The sequence below is a fragment of the Pseudomonas sp. SMSB3 genome, assembly GCF_052041965.1.
Lineage (GTDB): Bacteria > Pseudomonadota > Gammaproteobacteria > Pseudomonadales > Pseudomonadaceae > Aquipseudomonas.
Genome location: NZ_JBKGGV010000003.1, coordinates 278,557 through 297,562 on the forward strand (window position 1 = coordinate 278,557; position 19,006 = coordinate 297,562).

15 protein-coding genes are annotated in these 19,006 nt (G+C 61.3%); 4 read left to right on the forward strand and 11 right to left on the reverse strand.

Features of this window, described 5'->3' with window-relative positions; all coding sequences use genetic code 11:
* The first annotated feature begins 139 nt into the window (after positions 1 to 139).
* Positions 140 to 565: a DoxX family protein gene (locus tag ACLEJW_RS07230; RefSeq protein ID WP_145184537.1), complete on the forward strand. Its 426-nt coding sequence runs from the start codon at positions 140 to 142 to the stop codon at positions 563 to 565.
* Positions 566 to 630: 65 nt separating this feature from the next.
* Here ACLEJW_RS07230 and ACLEJW_RS07235 read toward each other — a convergent pair whose 3' ends face one another.
* The 10 genes from ACLEJW_RS07235 to leuA form a co-directional block, all read right to left on the reverse strand.
* The gene (locus tag ACLEJW_RS07235) at positions 631 to 1,098 is read right to left on the reverse strand and encodes an SRPBCC family protein (protein WP_145184540.1); all 468 of its coding nucleotides are present in this window, start codon (positions 1,096 to 1,098) and stop codon (positions 631 to 633) included.
* Between the two features lie 19 nt (positions 1,099 to 1,117).
* On the reverse strand, positions 1,118 to 4,582 hold the full coding sequence (locus ACLEJW_RS07240) for an amino acid adenylation domain-containing protein (protein WP_145184543.1): 3,465 nt from the start codon (positions 4,580 to 4,582) through the stop codon (positions 1,118 to 1,120).
* Positions 4,583 to 4,602: 20 nt separating this feature from the next.
* On the reverse strand, positions 4,603 to 5,532 hold the full coding sequence (locus tag ACLEJW_RS07245) for a diiron oxygenase (protein WP_313295072.1): 930 nt from the start codon (positions 5,530 to 5,532) through the stop codon (positions 4,603 to 4,605).
* Positions 5,533 to 5,550: 18 nt separating this feature from the next.
* A complete protein-coding gene (locus ACLEJW_RS07250; protein ID WP_313295070.1) occupies positions 5,551 to 5,898 on the reverse strand; it encodes a cupin domain-containing protein in 348 nt (115 codons plus the stop codon).
* Positions 5,895 to 6,671, reverse strand: a complete 777-nt coding sequence (locus ACLEJW_RS07255; protein ID WP_145184551.1) for a DUF3050 domain-containing protein — start codon at positions 6,669 to 6,671, stop codon at positions 5,895 to 5,897. The genes ACLEJW_RS07250 and ACLEJW_RS07255 overlap by 4 nt, the downstream gene beginning before the upstream one ends.
* A 284-nt stretch (positions 6,672 to 6,955) precedes the next feature.
* Entirely contained in the window at positions 6,956 to 8,470 is a 1,515-nt protein-coding gene (locus ACLEJW_RS07260) for a DHA2 family efflux MFS transporter permease subunit (protein ID WP_440777295.1), read from the reverse strand.
* Complete coding sequence (locus ACLEJW_RS07265; RefSeq protein ID WP_440777296.1) at positions 8,460 to 9,617, reverse strand: HlyD family secretion protein; 1,158 nt, start codon at positions 9,615 to 9,617, stop codon at positions 8,460 to 8,462. The genes ACLEJW_RS07260 and ACLEJW_RS07265 overlap by 11 nt, the downstream gene beginning before the upstream one ends.
* Positions 9,614 to 11,080, reverse strand: a complete 1,467-nt coding sequence (locus ACLEJW_RS07270) for an efflux transporter outer membrane subunit (RefSeq protein ID WP_440777297.1) — start codon at positions 11,078 to 11,080, stop codon at positions 9,614 to 9,616. Before ACLEJW_RS07270 ends, ACLEJW_RS07265 begins: the two co-directional genes overlap by 4 nt.
* A gap of 146 nt (positions 11,081 to 11,226) precedes the next feature.
* Positions 11,227 to 11,961: an AraC family transcriptional regulator gene (locus ACLEJW_RS07275; protein WP_145184563.1), complete on the reverse strand. Its 735-nt coding sequence runs from the start codon at positions 11,959 to 11,961 to the stop codon at positions 11,227 to 11,229.
* Positions 11,962 to 11,973: 12 nt separating this feature from the next.
* Entirely contained in the window at positions 11,974 to 13,671 is a 1,698-nt protein-coding gene (leuA, locus tag ACLEJW_RS07280; protein WP_145184566.1) for a 2-isopropylmalate synthase, read from the reverse strand.
* A gap of 379 nt (positions 13,672 to 14,050) precedes the next feature.
* Between leuA and ACLEJW_RS07285 the strand changes: the two genes are divergently transcribed.
* From ACLEJW_RS07285 to ACLEJW_RS07295, 3 genes are all read left to right on the forward strand, one after another.
* A complete protein-coding gene (locus tag ACLEJW_RS07285) occupies positions 14,051 to 14,815 on the forward strand; it encodes an SDR family NAD(P)-dependent oxidoreductase (RefSeq protein ID WP_145184569.1) in 765 nt (254 codons plus the stop codon).
* 97 nt (positions 14,816 to 14,912) lie between these two features.
* Positions 14,913 to 16,145, forward strand: a complete 1,233-nt coding sequence (eutH, locus tag ACLEJW_RS07290) for an ethanolamine utilization protein EutH (RefSeq protein WP_313454802.1) — start codon at positions 14,913 to 14,915, stop codon at positions 16,143 to 16,145.
* An 84-nt stretch (positions 16,146 to 16,229) separates the two neighbouring features.
* The gene (locus tag ACLEJW_RS07295) at positions 16,230 to 17,033 is read left to right on the forward strand and encodes a helix-turn-helix transcriptional regulator (RefSeq protein ID WP_145184988.1); all 804 of its coding nucleotides are present in this window, start codon (positions 16,230 to 16,232) and stop codon (positions 17,031 to 17,033) included.
* Positions 17,034 to 17,057: 24 nt separating this feature from the next.
* On the opposite strand, the gene ACLEJW_RS07300 is transcribed toward ACLEJW_RS07295, so the two are convergent.
* Entirely contained in the window at positions 17,058 to 18,803 is a 1,746-nt protein-coding gene (locus ACLEJW_RS07300; RefSeq protein ID WP_440777298.1) for an MOSC domain-containing protein, read from the reverse strand.
* Between the last annotated feature and the right edge of the window lie 203 nt (positions 18,804 to 19,006).

Genomic DNA, 19,006 nt, shown 5'->3' on the forward strand with positions numbered 1-19,006 from the left:
GTTGATTGTCCCAAAAATTGGAACAATGATTCACTCAACCATGCAATTGTCTTGCTCTAACTGCATGCGCAAAATGGCATACATACCGCGACGGCAACACGCCGTTCAGTCATTTAAACGCATAATCAGGAGCCTCAACATGAACACTTTTTCAGCAACTGCCGCAGTCGCCGGTCGTCTACTGCTGGCCGCCCTCTTCTTGCTCAGCGGCTTCAGCAAGCTGGCGGCTGCGGACGCCACCCTCGCCTACATCGAATCCAGCGGCCTGCCCTTCCCGCTGTTGAGCTATCTCGCAGCGCTGGGTGTCGAGCTGGGCTTGGCGGCGCTGCTGATCATCGGCTTTCAAACGCGCATTGTGGCTGTGCTCATGGCGCTGTTTACCGTAGTGACTGCCGTGGCGTTCCACAGCAACCTTGCTGACCAGGGTCAGTTCATCAACTTCTTCAAGAACATTTCGATTGCCGGGGGGTTGCTGCAGATTGCTGCGTTCGGTGGCGGTGCGCTGAGCGTGGACGCCCTTCAGGCCCGCATCAAGGCACGGGCGTCAACAGCGCTGGCCGGTTGAATTGGCCAAGGCGGAAAAAGCAAAGCCCTGGCATTGAGCCAGGGCTTTGGCAGGTGCGACGAAAGTCAGGCGAACATCTGCTTGACGTTAGCCATCGCGCCGTCGGCAAAACCCTGCAAGAAGGTCTGGAAGGCCGGTAGGTCTTCAGGCGTGCCCTTGTATGGCTCGCCGATGATGGTCCAGGTTGCCAGCGATTGGTTGGGTCCCTGCTCGACCACTTCCATGCGCGCCCAGAGGTTGCCGATATTGAGCGAGGTGTAGATGAGCGACCAGGTCATGACCATGCCCTGATCGTCATGGCTGTTGAGTTGTTCGATGACCACGTTACCGTCCTTGAACAACTTCTTGCGCACGGAACGCACACCCGTGCCGGTCATTTCGATGTGCGAAAGCGCCGGGATGAATACCGGGAAGCCGGCGAAGTTGCCGACGATGTTCCACACGCTGCGCGCGTCGGCGTTGACCGTCACGGCGGCGACGACTGGGGTGCCGGTTGGGTTCTGGATAAGGGTATCGGGTTCGCAATGTTGCATGTTCAGCTCCTTTGATCGGTTAGATGAAGTCGATTTCTTTCAAGAACTCACAGCCAAGGCGCAGCAGATTAGGGCTCTTGAGGGGGTATTGCTCGCCCATGCTGTCGATGCCGTGGCGGGCATTGCTGTGCTCGATCATCGAGATGTCGCCGATGTCTTCTTCGAAGCCATTGAGGTAGAAACCGACCACGCCAAACAGCGCGTTGTCGCTCTCGATGGTCGACAAGCGTCGCTGCCAGTCGCTGATCGGCACCCATTTGAAGTCGTGGCCCATGGGGCGGAACGCCTCGACGTAGGCATCCCAGCTCAGCGGCTCGGGGTTGTGCAGGTTGAAAACGGCGCGAGTGCCGGTGTGACGGCTGGCGTGGAAACCGATGAAGCGCGCAAGGAAGTCGACCGGCATCAGGTCGAAGTTCAGCGACAATTGCGGCACTTCCTTGAGCTGCAACGAGCCTTTGAGCATCAGCATCAAGCGGTTCTGATGCGGCTGGCAAACACCGGTTCGAGTGTTGAACGCAATGTTGCCCGGCCGGTACAGGTTGACCTTGACCCCTCGCTCGCTGGCATTCCACAGGATGCGCTCACCGACCCATTTGGACAGGTTGTAGCCATTGCGGATGTAGATCGGCGGCGTGGGTGCGGGCGGCGCCTCCAGCACTCGACCACTGCTGTCCACGCTGCTGGACGCCGACAGGGTCGAGATGAAGTTGAAGATCTTCTTGCTTCGCCCTTCGCATAGTTTCAGGCACTCGATGACAGGTGCCACGTTGTCCTTGACCAGCGACTCATAGTCGAGCACATGGTTGACGTTGGCGGCGTTGTAGATCAATACGCCGTACTCCTGGTCGAGCCGCTCGTACTCCTCGCGCGCAAGGCCCAGCAACGGCTGGCTGATATCCGCCGCCAGCACGCGAACACGGCTCATGTCGAGGTGTTCCAGGCGGTTATCCACAAGCGCCTGGGCGAAGCGCTGCTGCGCGGTCTGTCCGGCTGAACCGCGCACCAGGCAAGCGACCTCGGTGGTACCGAGCTCGAGCAAGGCTTCAACGATGTGCACACCCAGGAAGCCATTGGCGCCTGTGACGATGACCTTGTGCACGTCGCCCAACTGACTCAGGGGCAATACGTTCAGGTCGACACTGAGGTTGGCATCGGCCAATGCCTTGGGACTGACCGTGGCCTCGGCCGCCTCGTCCTGGGCGAGCAAGCGATCAAGATTGGCCAAGGTCGGCTGCTCGATGAAGCGGTTGATCGAAACGCCTTTGCCGAAAGCATCGCGAATATCCATGAGCATGCGCGAAAGCAGGATCGAATGCCCGCCCAGGTTGAAGAAGCTGTCATCCAAGCCAATCTCGTCGGCCTCGATCTCCAGCAGGTTGGCCCAGATCGGCAACAGCACCTGCACCCCTTCGCTCAGCGGCGCGTGGCGCACCTGGCGTTGGCGCTGATCGTCGGGCAGTGCCCGCAATGCCTTGCGGTCGACCTTGCCATTGGCGGTGGCCGGTAGCGTATCGAGCTGGCGCCAGCGCGACGGACGCATATAGTCAGGCAGATGCTTTTCGGCATGTGCCTGCAAGGCCTGCAGGGCCGCGGCTGCATCGCCGTCTCGCGGCTCGGCGAAGCACGCCACGATACGGCGTTGCTCATCGATGACCACGGCCAACTGGGCGAACAGGTTGCTGCCGCGCAGGACGTGCTCGACTTCTTCCGGTTCGACCCGGAAACCGCGGATTTTTACTTGGTTGTCCAACCGGCCGATGATCTGCAGACCTTCATTGCCCCAGCGTGCCAGGTCGCCCGTGCGGTACAGCCGTTCGCCCTGCAGCGCGCCGATCCCCGGCAAGTAGCGCTCCAAGGTGGCGCTGGGGTTGTTCAGGTAACCCAGCCCCACGCCAGGCCCGGCGATGTAGACCTCGCCCGTTTGCCCTTGGCCGACCGGCATGCCCTGCTCGTCCAGCAGATACAGCCGCGTGTTGGCGATCGGCATGCCCAGCAGGCGGTTGGAATCACCCGCACGCATGACCCGGCTGGTGGCCAACACGGTCGTCTCGGTCGGCCCATAGATGTTGTGCAACTGGCAATACCCACCCAGCCCGTCGATGACGTGCGGCTCGCAGACATCACCGCCGGTCACCAGGTGCTCAATGCCTCGCAGGCTCTCGAGCGGCATGATGCTGAGCAAGGCAGGTGGCAGGAAGGCATGGCTGACCTGCGCCTGGGCAATCAGCTGAGCCAGCGCCGCAGGGTCGCGGCGCTGATCTTCGTTGGGTACCACCAGGCAACCGCCGCCGATCAGCGTCGGGAAGATGTCCAGCATCGATGCATCGAAGTTGATCGTGGAGAACTGCAAGGCCCGGGTTTGCGCGCCAATCTGCACATGCTCGGCATACCAGGCGCAGAAGTGGCTGAGGTTGGCCACCGAGAGCAGCACGCCTTTAGGCACCCCTGTGGTTCCGGAGGTATAGATGGCCACGCAGGCGCGCTGACTGTCCCACGCACTGCGCATCAGCGACTGATGGGCTGCCAGGGCGACGGCAGCATGGCCATCGGCACCGTGATGCACCGCACTCAGATGGCCCACATCCAGCGCATGGTGGTTTGCAGAGAAGCCAAGGTCACCCTCGTGGATGATGACGCTGGCCTGGGCGTGCTCGACGATCATCTGACGACGCTCGAGCGGGTGCTGCGGATCGAGCGGCAGGTACACGGCCCCGCAACCCAGCACGGCCAGTACCGAGGCGTACAGCGCCAGGCCTTTGCCCAAGGCCACAGCGACCACCGCTTGGCCATGCTGGTCGGCCAGCAGCGGCAACAAGCGCTCCTGAATCGCCACGGTCATGGCGTGCAGCTCGCGATAACTGACCTGGCGACCCTCGATAAGCAGCGCCGGAGCGTGCTGATGCACCACCATGGCGTGCGCCAGGCGCGCGATGAACGAGGTGGCGGCGGCCGTGGTCAGGGCAGGCACGTCGGTGGCGTTGCAGCGATGGGTGAACGCCAGGCTATCGAGCTGATCGAGCCCGGCCAATGGGTTCGCTGGCAAAGCCTGCAGTCGGCACTGACTGAAATACGCTTCGTTGCGCGAGAAGCCACTGATGTGAGCCGCTGCAGCTTCGACCACCTCCTGCATGGCGTTCAGCACCAGGTCCGCGCCGTTGCCTGAAGCCTCCTCAGGGACATCCAGCCGCTCGAGGCATTGCCAGGGCTGTTCGCCCTCGCGGGTCAGCACCAGCAGCTGCACGGCTGCCATCGGGCTCAGCTGATCGGCAGCGACCTGTAGCGAAAGCTGGCGCGTTTCGCCCAGCTCCGGCCACGGTGCCAGGGTCGCGTCATCGACGATCAGGTCCGAGGCGTGCAATTGCCAATGGTCGAAACTGGCAGGCGTTTGCAGCAGGTGAACCTGGTGGCCCATCTGGCGCAGCTCGCCGGCCAGGCGGGACAGCGCAAGGCTGCTCCCGCACAGCAGAATGTCTAAACGTCTCATCGGAGTTCCTTGCGTTGAAGTCAGAGCCGATAGGTAGCCAGCGAGGCCTGGACGGCTGGATCTTCGAGCATCGTGCTCGTCTGGAAGAAGCGCATGATGTTGCCCACCAACGGATGCCCGGCAGTGATGGGGAAGGCCATGGCCTCGACCTCCTCACGCAAGGCCAGCTTGACGTGCTCAGGTGTGTCCAGACTGTCGATCAGCAACAGGTCGAAGTGCTTCTGGATGTCGTTGGTCAAGTAGTGCTGGAGGAACACTGGCAGGATCGACGCGATGATCGCGCGGTCAGCTGCCGGCGCTGCGCTCCAGTAGATGCGCGTCAGGCGCGCCCAGAAACTGGAGTGCCGTCCCTCGTCGGCCAGGTGGTCGGCCATCAGCCCCTTGACCGACTCCTTGACGGTATCGTCACGGGCGAAAGCCGCGACATCGTTGGTCAGGGTGTTTTCCGCAACCGCCACGCAGATCAGTTCGACGGCAGCTTTCAGGTGCTCCGGCGCCATCTCCATGGCCCTGGGAATCGAGCGACTGAGCTCGATTTCCTGGGGCAGGGCAATGGGCTGGATACCGGTCAGCTCGATGGTCTGCTGCAGGTAGTCCATCGCCACCAGCGCGTGGTAATCCTCATCGACGACCACGGTCATGGCGTCGTAGCGGCAGGCGAACGGGAAACGAATCGGGAAGTTGTCCTTGGCGATACTACGCGCCGTCTTGTCGACAATTTCCGTTTCGAAGATCACCACATCATTGATGAACTTGTACAGGCTCTGCACCAGCGCGAAGTTGGTCAGGTGTGGGCAGTGTTGCAAAAACACTTCGCTGGTCACCAGCGGTTGACGGCTGGTGGGGTATATCAACTTCCCATCATCTTCCACTGTTCGCCGCGGACGCGTGCGGATGGTGGCGCGACGCTCCCAAACCTCAGCGAACGATTGATAGTCGTGTGCATTCATTTTCGTATGCCCCGCCACTCAGTAATAATGAACCTCGAACAACAGGCAGCCGTTTTCCGAATGAAAAGGCCCGTGTTCGGTGTGCGCGTTGCGGTAAAAGTAACTGCCTTCACCGTACGCCTTGAGTGGACGACCGGGGGCCGCATGCTCAACTTGATCGCCTTCGATCAAATACACTTCTTCGTGATAGTCATGGGTATAGATCTCACGGGTACCGCCGCCTGGCGCAAAGCGCACCAGCCGCGTGCGTACGCCGGTGCGGGTGGCAGCATCCAAGGTGTCCTTGAACACTGTCAGGGTGATGCCACGCTCGCTGGGCACTGCTTGCCACTCGGCTTGATCCTGCTCGATGACCGCGAACTTCATGCCACACACTCGACCGCTTGCTCGGCCATTTCGGCGCGCAGTTCGTCCCACAGCAGTTGGCGACTTTGCACGGCTGCGATGGCAGCGGCGTACACTTCCTGTTGGCGCTGGGCATCGCCTTTGACCAGCCGCTCGAGCAACTGCTCGGCCGCAGGGCCGTGATCGTCGGAGTCGACATCGATATGGCGTTGCAGGTAGTAGCGGAACGTCGGCGCCTGGTCGATACCGATGTCCCAGTCGTCCAGGATGGTCTGGAACATGCGTGGAATAACGCTCTCGCGGCCATGCAGGAAGGCAGCGGCAACCTCGTGGGGCTTGGCATTGAGCGCCGTTTCGATGGTATTGGTGACAAAGCGCACAGCCGCAGGCGAAGCCTCGCAACGCAGCAGGGCCTGCTCCAGGCTCTCGCCTTCGCGCATCAGCGCAACGAATTGCTCGACGCGCTGGGTGCTGGCGCCGATCTCATGCATGGCGTGCAGATACAGTTCGAAGTGGCTGTAGTGGCCGCCCTTGAGGTTCTGATCGGATTCCTCGCCCAGGACGATCTCATTGATCAGGTGCGCCGCAGCAGGGTCGACAGGCGGCAACCACGGCAGCGCCGTGCAGGTCAGCTCCTGCTGCAGACGCTTGGTCAGCGACATGAAATCCCACACCGCGAACACGTGGGTTTCCATGAAAGTACGCAAGACAGGCAACGAACCGATCTCGGCAAAGATAGGGTGTTTTCCGAGTTCGGACTTCATGTTTTCTAGAACGGCTTTCTGGTCGTGCATGATTACCTCGTTCAACAGGGCTGTCGTGACTCAAGCGTTATTTTTTATACCGGCGCCTTTTTGCAGGCCACGAAAAAACTATGTCATCACAAGTTACAAATCAACACTTTGTATTATTAAATTTGTTAGTTTGAACAAAGTTACAGGCACGACAAATAGGCAACTTAATTATAAGTTGCCCGCGTCATATCACGTCGCACTTACGCTGACTTTTTAGTCAAAATTCGATATGCAATCCATTGCGCTTCGTCCTTTAAATATTCATCAACTGATCAAGGGTTCGTTCATTTGGCGCGTTGCGTGCGCAATATCAGCGCCGCCAAGGCACAGCCAAGCAACGCCAGACAAGACATATAGAAGGCATCGCTGTAGGCCATCAGGTAGGCTTCACGGCGAACGGTGGCGGCCAGCCCTTCAAGCAAGCGTTGCTGCGCCGGCAGCCAGGTCTGCAAGGTGTGCCCGAGCCGCTCCTGAAGGCCTGGCGAAAAGACGTTCACCTGTTCATGGATGCGCTCACTGTGGAAGCGCTCGCGGCTGGCTACCACCTGGGTCAGGGCAGCGGTGCCGATGGCCCCGCCAAGGTTGCGCAGCATCGAAAAGACCGCCGAAGCCGAGCCTGCCTCACGCTTGTCCAGTCCGGCCACCGCCAGCACCGACAGCGCCACCATGATGAAAGGCTGGCCAATGCCGCGGACCACGGTCGAGGGAATGATGATGTTATCGGCGCTATCGGCGTTCAGGCTGGCGCCCATCCAGCACCCCAGCGCCATGATCAAGAAGCCGCTGGCCACCATGAACTTGGCGCTGGTCCAACCCATCAGGCGCGGCATCAACGGCGCCAGCAGCAGTTGCACCACGCCGTAGGCGATCAGCGCCACGCCAACATCGCTGGCACTGAAGCCCTGCAGCTGCGACAGGTAGTTGGGCACCAGGAACACCAGGCCGAACGTGGCGGCGCCGAAGATGAACATGGCCACGCTGGCCACGCCGAAGTTGTAGTGCCCCAGCAGGCGCAGATTGATGAAGGCACGCTTGCCATACAGCTGGGTGGCGATGAACACCACCAGCGCGATCGCTGCGATCACCGTCATGGCCAGGATGAAGCGCGAGCCGAACCAATCCAGCCGCCCGCCCTCCTCCAGCACGATCTGCAGCCCACCCAGGCCGATCACCATCGCCGCGATGCCGAGCCAATCGCCGTGACGCAGCAGCTCGAGCTTCATCGGCTTGGCCTCGATGGACCAGGCAATCGCAGCCAGCAAGGCGATTCCAGGCGCCAGCTGCAGGTAGAAAATCCAGCGCCAGGAATAGGCGTCGGTCAGCCAACCGCCGATCGAGGGCCCGGCCGCCTGGGCCACACTGTTGGCCAGGCTGAACAGCGCCATGCCCATGGCCATCTTGCTGGCCGGCAGCTCGGTGATGATCAGCTGGAACGACAGTGGAATCAGCACCGCGCCAGCAGCCCCTTGGATGACGCGAAGGGTGATCATGGTCTGCAGGTTGGGAGCCCATGAGCAAGCGATGGATGCCAGCAGGAAGATGAACGAGCCGGTCCACATCACCCGGCGCATCGAGAACACGTCTACCAGCCACGCCGTCAACGGAATCATGACGATTTCGGCGACCAAATAGGCCGTGGAGATCCACGAGCCCTCCTCGAAGCTGGCGCCCAGCGAGCCGCGGATCTCTGGCAGCGCCGCACTGGTGACGTGGACATTCATACCGGCCATGAAGCAGCCGAACAAGCCGCCCAGCACTGCTACCCAGGCGCGCAGCGTTACCGGCTGCTCACTGCTCATCGGCAGGCTCCGCTGGGCGCGTGTCGACCGTTGTCACTACCGACATGCCCGGCAGGATCGGCTGCCCTTCGAGAGGCTGGTCGAGCAGGATACGTACCGGGAAGCGCTGCACGATCTTGGTGAAGTTGCCGGTTGCATTGTCAGAAGGCAGCAAGGCGAAGACGTTGCCCGATGCGGGCGAGAAACTCGCTACCCGGCCCTGCAGCTGACGGTCGGCAAAGCTGTCGACGCTGATGCGCACCGGCTGCCCCGGGCGCATGTGCGCCAGCTGGGTTTCCTTGTAGTTGGCGACGATATAGGTCTGCTGCAGCGGCACCACTGCCAGCAGCGGCTGGCCCGCCACGACATGCTGGCCAGCGCGCACCCGACGCTGACCGACGACCCCGGCGATCGGTGCGCGGATCAGCGTGTCCTGTTGGTCTTGTTGGGCCAGCAGCAACCGTGCTTGCGCGCTGGCCTGTGCGGCCTGGCGCTGTTCGACCTGGGCCTGGGCATAGCTTGCCTGCGCGTTGGCCATCGCCAGCTGCGAGCGGCGTTCGCGCAACTGCGCCTGCGCGCCCTGCCAGGCGGCCTGGGCTTGCACGGCACTGGCATTGGCTGTTTCCAGGCGCTGTGCGGTGGCTGCGCTGTCGCGCACCAGGCCTTGATAACGCTGCACGTCCAACTGGCTGCGACGGCGCTCGGCGTTGGCGCTCTGCAGCAGCGACTCGGCCTGGACGATCGCCTGTTGCTGCTGGGTGATGCGCTCACCAGCCACCTGCGCCAGCGCCTGGGCGGCCACCAACGCGGCTTCGGCCTCGGCGACTTCGGCCTTGGCTTGCTGCAGTCGCGCCTGGTAGTCGCGGTCCTGCAGGCGTACCAGCACATCCCCGGCCTGTACCGCTTGGTCGTCTTCGACCTCGACCTTGGCGACGAACCCCGGCACGCGCGAGCTGGAGGTGACCCAGTCGGCGCGTACGTAGGCGTCGTCAGTGGTTTGCAGGTAGCGTCCGGTGCTGTACCAGTAGCCGCCAAAGCCCAGCATGGCGATCACCAGCAACGTCGCGCCGGCGAAGGTCAGCAATCGCCGTCGGGCGCGCTTGCGGGCAGCGGCGTGCGCTTCGCGTTGTTCGGTGGCCAGGGTCGGTTCTTCAACAGCTACATTCATGGTCGTTTTCCAGTTTCGCCAGCCAGGCCCTGGGCTGGGCTCGGCGCTTGCCAACCGCCGCCCAAGGCCCTGAACACATTGATCTGCGCACGCGCCAGGTCGCCCTGGGCCTGCACATGACGGTCGCGCACGCTGATCAGGTCGCGCTGAGCATCGAGCAGCGCCAAAGCATCCAAGGCCCCGGCGTGGTGGTTGAGTGAGGCCAGGTCGAATCCACGCTGGCTGTGCGCCAAGGCGGCTTGCAAGGCCAGCAGCCGTTGGCGCTCGCCATCAAAGCGCGCCAGTGCCTGGCGCACATCCTTGAGCGCTGCCAGGGCCGCGCCCCGATAGCGCGCGATGGCGGCCTCGTGCAGCGCCTGGGCCTTGCTCACCCGCGCCTGATTGGCCTTGATGTTGGGAAATTCCCACTGGATCAGCGGGCCGATGGCAAACATCACCGAGCGGCTGTCGCCCAGGTTGGCCAAGTGATGATCAGAGGCGGTCAGCGATGCGCCGAAACTCACCTTGGGGTACAGATCGGCCTTGGCGATGCTCACTTGCAGCGCCGCAGCCTGTAATTGCTGCTCGGCCTTGCGTACATCCGGGCGGCGCGCCAGCAGATGCCAGGCATCGCCTGCTGGCAAGGGTGCAGCGAGCGCCGGGATGCTGCGACACGCCTGCGCGGCAACGTTGAAGCCAGCCGGTTCCTGCCCGCTGAGCATCGCCAGTTCGTACAGCGCCACGCGCCGGCGCGCTTCGAGCATCGGCAGATCGGCTCTGACCTGCTCGCGCAAGCTCAGCAGGCGTTCGCCATCGAGCTCGGTGGCTATGCCACCTTCACGCTGGCGTTCGCTCAGGCGCAGGCTTTCGTTGAGCGTGCGCAGTGATTCTTCAGCTTCATGCAGGCGAGCGCCGTACACGCATTGGTCGATATAGGCGCGGCTGGTTTGCGCCACCACCTCCAGGCGCACCTCACGCAGCGCCTCGCGCGAGGCCGCCGCCTGCGCTTTGGCGCGCTCGATGCTGTTGCGTACCTGGCCCCAGACGTCGACCTGATAGGCCAGCTCGACCCCGGGATTGAAGGTCCATTGCGAGGGTGCGTGGCTGTCGGTGGCCTCGGCCAAGGTCTGGTCGTCGGCGCTCTTGCCATAGATCGCAGCGAAACGGGTGGTGGTCGACGGCAAGCGCTGGGCGTCGAACTCCTGGATGCCGGCCAGCATGGCCTTGACGTTGGCTTCGGCTTGGCTCAGGTCCTGGTTGTGCGCCAGCGCCAGTTTGACCCAGTGATTGAGCTGCGCATCGTGGTACAGCTGCCACCACTGCTCAGGCAGCTTCTGCTCGCTGATGCCCTCAGGCAGATCGCCACGGGCCTCGGCTGGCAGGGTCGCCCCTGACGATGCATCTGGAGTATGCAAGGAACAGGCGGGCAACAATGCGAACAGGCCGAGACCCGCCAGCAATGGGAGTGAGCGCGATACAGGCATCACAGGGATTCACGTCTGGGAGAGTGATGCCAGGGTAACCAGGGCGCCTGCAGCGCTTCTCCCTTGACCGGGACAACCACGCGCGCGATCGGGACAACTTGCCAGGCGGCGGGCTGGCATTGCTGGCAGCCCGCCTTGGCGTCGGATCAATGCAGGTGCGGCTCAGCGCTGGCCTGCAAGCTGCCCTGCCAGTCGCTTGGCGTGTAGCCAAGGATGCGCTTGAACACGGCGGCGAAGGCACTGGCGCTCTGGTAACCATGCTCCAGGGCGACGTTGATGATCGGCATGCCATCGGCCAGGCAGCGTTGGCTGAGCATCATCCGGGCGCGGGCGCGCCATTCGCCGTACGACATGCCCACCTCGCGCTGGAACAACCTGGCGACACTGCGCGAGCTCATGCTCAGTTGCTCGCCGCATTGTTCCAGCGTCAGGTCCTGCGCAGGGTCATCGAGAAAGCGCTCGCACCAGGCTCGCAGCCGCGCATGGCGCGGCAGCGGTACGTAGGCATTGATGCGCTGCGCAGCTTCCAGCTCGCGCTGGATCAGCGCCCGCACATGCTCCCCGAATGCCTCGTCGCGTTGCCCAAGCATGCGCGAAGCCGCCAGGATCAGCTCGCGCAACAGCCCCGACACCACGATGACCTGGCATTGCTCGACCCGCGAACTGAGCAGCAAGGTACGCATCGAAACCTCACCCTCCATGCGGATCTCGTGACTGACCCCGGCAGGCACCCACAGTGCATGCCCGCAAGGAATCACCCAGCTGCCGTCGTCACTGCGCACACGCATCACGCCCCGGGCGGCATACACCAGCTGATCATCGGCGTGGCAATGGCTGGCCACCACCTCGCCATGTCCATAGTCCATTCCTAACGTTTGCATGCCGATGTCGCCTCAGGCCGTGACCACGGCACTGCCCAATGGCTGGAGCAGGCCCTGGCGCGTGGCGCGGCATACGGCACTGACCAGTGCCTGCAAGGAGGCCTGCAGAATGCTGCTGTCGCGCCCTACCCCGAACAGCAACTGGTTGTTGATGCGGATCTCCACGTAAGCGATCGCCTCCGCCTGGGCACCGTCGCGTACCGCATGTTCATGGTAGTCGGCGATGTCGAAGTTCAGACCCTGGGCAGCGAACGCGTTGACCAGGCCTGCCAAGGGGCCATTACCCTGACCGCTCAACGGCAGGCGCCCGCCTTGGTGAACCAGCTGCGCGTTGACGTAGGTGCAGCTTTCGTCGCTGGTGAGCATTGGCTGGGTCAGCGAATAGGGCTTGCCTTGTTGCAGGTAGTTTTCGTTGAAACAGGAAAGAATCATTTCGCTGGTCACTTCCTGACCTTGCGCATCGGCGACCTGCTGCACCAGACCACTGAACTCCATCTGCAAACGGCGCGGCAGAACGATGCCTTGCTGCTCCAGCAGATAAGCGACCCCGCCTTTGCCTGATTGGCTGTTGACCCGGATCACCGCCTCGTAGCTGCGGCCCATGTCGGCAGGGTCGATGGGCAGATACGGAATCTGCCAGTAGCCATCGGGATTGTTGCGGCGGTGGGCAAAGCCCTTCTTGATGGCATCCTGATGGGAGCCGGAGAACGCGGTGAAGACCAACTCGCCAGCGTACGGATGGCGTGGGTGGGTCGGCAGTTGGTTACAGAACTCGACTTCACGCTGCACATGGATGATGTCGGAGAAATCCAGTTCCGGGCTGATACCGCTGGTGTAGAGGTTCATCGCCAAGGTCAGGATGTCGACGTTGCCGGTGCGCTCGCCATTGCCGAACAAGGTGCCCTCGACCCGTTCGGCCCCAGCCAGGCAGGCCTGCTCGGCAGTAGAAACGCCTGTACCGCGGTCATTGTGCGGGTGCACGCTGATGATCAGGCTGTCGCGGTTGCTCACCTGTCGGCAGAACCACTCGATCTGGTCGGCGAACACGTTGGCCGTCGACACTTCAACCGTGGTAGGCAGGTTGAGAATCATCTTGTTGTCCGGCGTTGGCTGGAACTCGGCCACCACTGCATCGCAGATCTCCAGGCCAAAATCCAACTCGGTGAAGCAGAAGGTCTCCGGCGAATACTGGTAGGTCCACTGGGTTTGCGGATTGGCCTGCATCAGGGCCTTGATCTCGCGCGTGGCCTGGGTGGCGATATCGATGCAGCCGGCACGGTCCACGCCGAATACCACCTCGCGGAACACCGGCGCAGTGGCGTTGTAGACATGCACGATGGCCCGCGGTACACCCTTGAGCGCCTCGAAGGTACGCTCGATCAGATGCGTGCGCGCCTGGGTCATGACCTGAATGGTGACATCGTCTGGAATAGCGCCGCTTTCGATCAGCTCGCGCACATAGTCGAAGTCGGTCTGCGAGGCCGCCGGAAAGCCCACCTCGATCTGCTTGAAGCCGACCTTGACCAGCAGGTCGAAGAAACGCCGCTTGCGTTCGGCGTTCATCGGCTCGATCAGCGCCTGATTGCCGTCACGCATGTCGACGCTGCACCACACCGGTGCGGCCTTCTGCACGTTGCTTGGCCAGGTGCGATCGGGCAGATCGACGACGTTGAAATGGCGGTACTTGGTGGAGGGATCTTTCAACATCATGGTGGCGGGCTCCTTTGCCGGGCGATGAGCGAGGTCATCTGGGTGATGACCGCTTACTCTAGCATTGGATCCAATTTATGATGGATTGGATTGAGAAGGATTGCTAATTTTTGCTTTACAAGCGCCTTCAGTGCATTCAAATTTCAGTTTGATAGCGATTTTGGGTTATTTTTTGCTACTTGATTCAATTTTGTAAAATATGCTGCTGTGCGGCCTTACGATACAGGTGCTATGACTAGGTCGGTTTGCATGCTGCAAATGGTGAAAATCTCGCTGCAAAGTCAAGCTCGGTACCTGGATATACCCTGAGGTATATTTACCGCACTCAACCTCGGCTCTAGTTTTGGGACCACAACCATAACAACCGAGGGACCTCTGCATGGATCGTTTGAAAGGCAAGGTGGCGTTGATCACTGGCGGCGCGGGCGGCTGTGGCTTGGCAGCGTCGGACCTGTTCGCTGCCGAGGGCGCCAAGGTAATCATCCTCGACTTGCCGACCAGCCAAGGCGAATCCGTGGCAGCACGTATTAATGCCGAAGGCGGTCAGGCGCTGTTCGTTGCCGCCGACGTTTCCCAGGCCGACCAGGTGCACCGTGCTGTAACTCAGGGCCAGGCGCATTTCGGCTCAATCAACGTGCTTATGAACCACGCGGGGATCATTGCCGCCGCGCCGTTCCTGGAAACCAGCGAAGCCGACTGGGATCGGCTGATGAGCGTCAATGTCAAAAGCATGTTCTTAGTCACCAAGGCCGTATTGCCGGGCATGCTTGCCGCTGGCGGTGGCAGCGTCATCTGCACCTCGTCGATCTCCGCCGTAGTCGGCACGCCGATGGAGGTGCTGTATTGCACCACCAAAGGCGCCTGTCACATGTTCGCCCGCGCCCTGGCCGTGGAGTACCGCGACCAGAACATCCGCAGCAACGCCATTTGCCCAGGGTTCATCGGTACCGCCCATGGCCGCCGCGAGCTCGACCTGCTGCGCGGTTATGGCGTGGACGCTTCCGACGAGGCGATCAAGACCATGCAGGGGCGCCTGTGCGACCCGAGCGAAGTGGCCAATGCCGCGCTGTTCCTGGCCAGTGACGAGTCGAGCTTCGTCAGTGGCTCGCACCTGTTCGTCGACAACGCCTATACCGCCATGTAACACCCGGCCGGCAGCGCGCTGCCGGCTACCCACAACAAGAACAGCAACACCCTTCAATTCTGCCCCCAAGCCAATTCCAACAAGACAGAGGCAGCAGATGGAAAACATAGGCACTTACGTCATCTACGTGATCATGGTGTGCGCCGTGATCGGCGCGATCGCTTCGATCGTCAACGCAGAATCCGAGCTGGCCAAGGAATTCACCGCCGGCCTGCACAGCATCGGCCCGATCTTCATCCCGGTGGCCGGTATCATGGCCGCCATCCCGTTCATTTCCAGTTTCATCAGCCACGTCATCGGCCCACTGTTCCTGGCCATGGGTGCCGACGCCGGCATCGCCGGGCCGATCTTCATCGCCTCGGACCTGGGTGGTTATCAGTTGGCCCAGGCACTGTCGCACAGCCCCGAGGGCTGGATCCTCGGACTGATCACCGGCTTTCAGTGCGGCTCGACGGTCATCTTCGTCATCCCGGTGGGCCTGGCCATGCTCAACAAGGCCGACCACAAGTACATGGCCCTCGGCATCATGGCCGGGCTGCTGAGCATCCCGATCAGCATCGTGTTCATCGCCATGGGCATGCAGGCCATGGGCCTGGGCGTACGTCCGGACATCGCCACGGCCGGCGTGGCGACGCAGGCACTGCACTTCACCTTGCCGACCCTGCTGCGCAACCTGTCGCCGCTGATCCTGTTCTGTGTGGCATTGGCGGCGGCGCTGCGCTACTTCCCAAACCTGATGGTCAGCCTGTTCCTCAAGCTCGGGCAACTGATGTATGCGGCGGTGACCCTGGTGCTGGTGGCCTCGATCGTCGAGTACTTTACCGGTGTGTTCACTTCGCTGTTCGGTGGCTGGGGCTTTGCGCCGATCATCGCCGACAAGGCCGACCAGTTCCGCGCCCTGGAGATCGCCGGCTACGTGGGCATCATGCTCTGCGGTGCGTTCCCGATGGTCTACCTGATCAAGCGCTTCCTGTCGCGGCCGATCGAGAAGGTGGCCTCGAAGCTAGGCCTGTCGCCGGTGGGGGCAGCTGGCATCCTCGCCGCTTCGGCCAATATCCTGGCGATGTTCCGCCTGGTGGCCGACATGCCACCGAAGGACAAGGTGCTAGTGATTGCCTTTGCCGTGTGTGCCGCCTTCACCTTTGGCGATCACCTGGCCTATTCGGCCAACTTCCAGCCCACGCTGATCGGACCGCTGATCATTGGCAAACTCGCCGGTGGCCTGTTGGGCATGCTGTTGGCCTACTGGCTGGCGGTACCCAAAGCACTGGAGCTGGGCCGTCAGGAAGAGGAGGCCGAGCTGCTGCCCGCCAGTGCACCGTTGCACTGACAGTCCAGGCATCGTTCAATGCCGTTCGGGCTTGCACAGCCGGGCGGCATTCGCGCCCTCTTCCACACCGCATGGGCAACCGCAATGAACAGCGACGACGCCAACCGCCTGGGCGCGGTCATTCACAGCATCGGCAGCGAAGCACTGGGCCCGGCCCTCGACACTGCGCTCAAAGGCGTGGTTGATTTCGACATGAGCTGCGCCTACCTGTTTCGCTTCAACCAGCCCGCGCTGCTCATTCATGACGGCTACAATCAGCGGGTATCCGAACGTACCCTGAAAGCCTACCTGCGCGGCGGCTATCTGCTCGACCCGTTCTACGTCGCCTGTACCAACAACCATCCCTCTGGCCTTTGGCGCATGAGCGAGTTGGCCCCAGACAGCTTCTTCGCCTCCGGATTTGCCATCTCTCATGACATCCACCCATGCGTCTCGACGCATCACGGTAGCTTGATTGAGGAAATGGGCTTCATTGTCCCGATACGCCCACGTACTGCACTGGTGTACTCGCTGATGCGTGGCCTCGAAAAGGGCGCGTTCGAGGCCAGAGAAGTACAGTCGCTGGCGGCACTAACGCCCCTGGTTGACGCGATATTCAGCCAGCACCTGAAGCTGGCTCACTCACAGGACTTGGCAGATCCGCAGGAATCGGACAGCCAGTTGGAGGACGCCTTTGTTGATATCCTCCAGGGCCAGTTGACCGAAACCCAGCGCCTCGTGGCCAAACTTATCCTGCAGGGCCACAGCAGCCAGTCAATCTCTCGCGAGCTTCGGATTTCAGAAGGTACGGTGAAAGTGCACCGGCATAATATCTGGCAGCGCTTGGGCATTGCGGGGAATGCGGAATTATTTCGTTTGTTTATCAATTATCTCATCAAAAACAGTTAACCTCGCTGGTGCTTGATCTCTGATTCAGCAATCAACGGTGATATCAGTCCCCGGTACGGACGCGCACATGAGCGCATACCCGGGTTTAGCGCTACCGGCATCAATCAGGGGAATAATTTTCCCGTCCAATACGGCGCACTCACAGGTGTGGCATATGCCAGCACGACAATGGGCAGGTAATACCAGCCCCTTGGCTTCTGCGAAGCTAAGGAGGGTTCCATCTGTGGGTTGCCATGATGCAGTAACACCTGACCTGCTGAACGTGACCTGGAATGGCCCACATTCGGGAATTTTGCGCATGTCCACTGGACTGTCAGGGGTCGCGAAGCTGTCCATGTGCAGCCGATCCACAGCGTCCGCTTGAACCACGCTGTTCTTTATCTGGCCCTGAAAGCCTTCGGGCCCGCAAACATGGATGGCAGCGCCACGCTCGGCAGCGTCGGTAGCTAACGCGGATATATCCGGCCTGTAGTTGATCGCGCCTTCAATTTCACTGTTCCCCTCGGTCACATGCAGGGCGACAGCACCTTGGCTTAGCTGCCCTACCAGCTTAGTGACCTCACCCCACAGCGCTAAATCGTCGCTGCATTTCACGGTGTGCACGACTCGCACAGGACGCGGGTAATGTGCTTGCACAAGTGCTGTGAGCTTGGTGATCGTCGGGGTTATGCCTATCCCCGCTGTAAGAAAGAGATTAGCGGGAGCGTCCAGGCTGAACGAATCTGGGCCAGAAGGTCCGGTCAGATGCAGGCGCTGTCCTGTTTCCAATGCATGAATGGCTTGGGAGCCGGCACCACTCCCCTGCTTCACCGTGATGCGTAGCCGATCATCCTCGATGCCTGACACGGTATAGCGGCGCCACGTGCCATCTGTTGCCAGATGGTGAACTGCGACATGCTGCCCAGCCACAAAGCTGTCCAGCGAGCCGAGCTCGGCTAGAGGGTCTCGCAGCCATACCGAGCGAATGCCCGGTGCTTCCTCAACAATCTCGACGACTTCTGCAGGGCGCGGCCAGGTAGTCAAAGAAGGTGCTCTTGGAACCTTGGCTGCTATTGCCAGCCTTTCGCCGTAAGGCGCCTGCGTGCCTGAAATTCTATCGCCAGGTTGCAGCGTTCCTGCTTGCTCGACCTGTGCATAGACACCGCAGTACATGTGACCGAAATGTCGGTTCAACTGGGCGGGGATGTTGATGTCCAATTCGCCCGTCTGGGGGTTTATCGACGTCGCTCGGCAGCGCTTGATTGGCCGGATTATCGAGAGACGGGACTGACCAAAATCTACACCTTTGCCAAGCCACTCGAATTCCGAAAATGGCTCTGCATCGATATAGATATTGCCTCGAAAACGCATGGGGTCGATCGGTACGCCCGCTAGCGTAGACAGCGCCTCTACTGTCCTCACATTGATAATGGAAAGTGCCGAGTCGTCAAAATCCCAGTGGCCGAGACAGTCGTTTCGATGAACAACGCGTGCTTGCACACCAAAAAATTCGGCCAGTAGGTCTGGCTCTGTCAGCAAATCTCCACGAGGCACCGGCTGCCTTTCATGGAGCGTCGCTGCGCCCAGGCTTTTGCCAGGCAAAAAATGGACAAGCGCAGGATTAGTCGTGAGCTGCTGATACGGGGCGGCGCCAGCCGCCGTTCCACTTCGTGTAATGGCTACCGCACGGTCGCCTGGAAAACCTTTCCCGTATTCCAGCGGGACACAGTCCAGCCTTTCACCTTCGAAGCCCTTTATTGGATAGCGGAACAGCGAAACGACGTGAGCCATCTGACATGCCCTCTTCACAAATTCGTAGGAATCACTTGAAGCCCAGCGTGACCTGACGGGGATGAATTGTTCGATGCATGCAATGCCGATCACCCTGTCGCTCGCCAAGGATGCAAAAAAGCCACTGCCCGAAGGGGCAGTGGCCGGGTCCGCACCGAACTCCGTCAGAACAGCGCGGTATCAGGACGCAGGCGATTGAATCA